Source organism: Gemmatimonadales bacterium (genome assembly GCA_030697825.1).
GTDB lineage: Bacteria > Gemmatimonadota > Gemmatimonadetes > Gemmatimonadales > JACORV01 > JACORV01.
The window spans coordinates 1-2,241 of record JAUYOW010000209.1; the positions used below are offsets into that span (position 1 = coordinate 1).

4 protein-coding genes are annotated in these 2,241 nt (G+C 67.4%); all 4 read right to left on the reverse strand.

All coding sequences use genetic code 11. The features are described 5' to 3' along the window. Positions 1-342 precede the first annotated feature (342 nt). Positions 343-711: a hypothetical protein gene (locus Q8Q85_10990; GenBank protein ID MDP3774778.1), complete on the reverse strand. Its 369-nt coding sequence runs from the start codon at positions 709-711 to the stop codon at positions 343-345. 10 nt (positions 712-721) lie between these two features. Further along, positions 722-1,420, reverse strand: coding sequence for a DUF169 domain-containing protein (locus Q8Q85_10995; protein ID MDP3774779.1), 699 nt, complete (start codon positions 1,418-1,420; stop codon positions 722-724). Between the two features lie 26 nt (positions 1,421-1,446). Then, positions 1,447-1,689: an ATP:cob(I)alamin adenosyltransferase gene (locus tag Q8Q85_11000; protein MDP3774780.1), complete on the reverse strand. Its 243-nt coding sequence runs from the start codon at positions 1,687-1,689 to the stop codon at positions 1,447-1,449. A 247-nt stretch (positions 1,690-1,936) separates the two neighbouring features. After that, positions 1,937-2,241, reverse strand: a 305-nt coding sequence (locus Q8Q85_11005) for a 4a-hydroxytetrahydrobiopterin dehydratase (protein MDP3774781.1), incomplete at its 5' end; no start/stop codon positions are given.

Sequence of the window (2,241 nt, forward strand, 5' to 3'; positions counted from 1 at the left end):
CCCTCGACGAAGCCGAGCGCGACCTTGTTCTCCGGGCGGCAGTAGGCCGCGTGCCCCTCCCAGTGCCGGTCAATCATCGCGGCGAACTTCTCATAGGGCCGCAGGCGTCCGCTTCTTGCGCGCGTGACTCTGAAGCGGCGGAGCCTGTCAACAAGAATGAGACATCGGGTTTGCGAGTTTAGTGTAGGAGCGCCTCCTCGGTCGCTCGCGTCTTGGGTGGGTTGATCCAGACGGCGGTGGGCGCGCCGGGGGTTGAGGCACGCCGCCGGGAAACCGCTCGGGATGTGCCGCGTACGCCGTGGCGAGCACGGCCGCTCGCTCGGCCACCCGGTGCTCGGCCAGTCACTGCGGCCACACGACTCGCCCGTCAACCGCAATGGAGGCGACCATGTGCGGCTCGAGTGTCATCCTTCGACCACGCTGGGGGGACAGTAGCTCCTCGGGCTGGAGGTCGCGAACCCGGAAGAAGACCAACTGGCCGCCTTCCATTCCCTCGAAGCTCATTCCGCCGATACCCACATGGGCGGCGCCACCGCCATCCTCGGCGAAGACGATCTGATCGGTTGGCAGGGGCACCTCGGCTCCGTCTCCGAAGACGACAGATGTTCCAGGGGGACCGTTCCGCAAGATCGGCAGCTTCGGCACGACCTCCGGTTCGCGGCGAATGCGGGTACCTGGAACGAACTCGATGAGCAGCGGATAATTGTTCACTCTCGTCATCCTACGCCGTCGGCGTCGCGGCGGCGCGCCCTCGGTGGAACTTCTCCAGCTCCTGGTTGGCGCGCACGATCACCGCCAGCTTCTCCTCGACGGCGCCGAGTTGCGGGCCGGGGATGGCGAAGTAGGCCTCAGTGTCGTCGGCGCCGGTGTAGACTCGGTTGCCGATGCAGCCGAAGCTTGCGGCGGTGCGCGCCGAGTTGATCGCCTCCGGCAGCACCGCGCAGGTGGGCCGCCCCATGGTTGCCCCGGTGCCGGCCACGCCCGCCGCCTGCGCCGCCTCCGCCAGCAGCATCAACTGCCGCGCGTTCCCGCGCACCAGCACCACGTCGGGCGGCACCGGCGCGGCGGCGAGCGGCGCGTAGATCGCCACCTGCAGCGCCGTCTTACGCGTCGGGATCTGCGGCACATCCTCCATCTTGAGGTACGAAAGGCCCACCATCGTTTGCACCAGGCCCATCATCTCCTGCTCTTCCGCCGGCGAGAGCGTCACGTTGTGCGTGTGCGCCCCCACCACGCAGCGCTTGTGATCGTCGGCGACGGTGAAGAACACCTCCCCAGCGGCGGCGCGGCGCCAGTAGCCGCAGCCGGCCGGCTCCACGGCGGAGACGTGCGGCACGCCCGGCGGCGCCGCGTCGACGAACGTGATGGCCACCGGGTCCGAGGTGAGGCGCAGCAGCTCTGTGAGCGACGTCTGCAACATGGCTTTTCCTCCTGTGTCGAGAGACTTTACATCGCGGCGACGCCGACCGCCACGGTTTCGCCGCCCAGCTCTGCGCGGCGCGCGCTCCCAGAGATACTCGGTCTCGCCAAGGTGTTTGCCGACCCAGCGTGACAGCACAAAGAAAAGGTCACTCTCGTGCCGTACGCCGCGATCCGCGGCGAATCTTTCGGCACGCGCTTGCCGCCGACCAGCGCGGTGGTCCCTCTGTCACCTGTGCGCGTGTAGACGCGTGTGATGCTGATCGTCATGACCCTAACCTCCTGGCGGCGGGGCGTCTATCGCCTTCAGGCCCTCTGATCCCGATCCACTCCTCCCATTCCTTTGACGGCCTCGGCGACCGCGACTCGATCGGGAGGCGATCTCCATCAGCGTCTCAAGGAGCGCGTGCTGGGCCATGCCCGGAGGTTCCGACTCCGCCAGCCCCGGAGGAGGTCGTCAAGGTCGAACCGATCTGGCACCTCCGGGAAGGCGAGACCGGGCGACTGCTCGCGCCCCTCAGCCCCCAACCAGTGAATCGGTCTTCGCTGCCATGACGAAGTCATTGCGATGGAGCCCGTGGATCTTATGGGTCCACCAGGTCACCGTCACCCGGCCCCACTCGGTGAGCAGCGCGGGATGATGGCCTTCCGCTTCGGCGAGGACGCCGACGCGGTTGGCGAAGGCGAGGGCCTCAGCAAAGTTGGCGAATCTGAACACCCGCTCCAACCGAGGAATACCATCCCGCTCCACCAGTTCCCAGTCAGGAACCTGCGGCCTGAGTTCTTCTATCTCCTCTGCGGTCACCCTCGGGGCATCGCGGC

Bases quoted from the DNA above. Each gene is read 5' to 3' on its own strand.
- Q8Q85_10995 (MDP3774779.1), bottom strand. From the start codon at position 1,420: ATGTTGCAGACGTCGCTCACAGAGCTGCTGCGCCTCACCTCGGACCCG.
- Q8Q85_11000 (MDP3774780.1), bottom strand. From the start codon at position 1,689: ATGACGATCAGCATCACACGCGTCTACACGCGCACAGGTGACAGAGGG.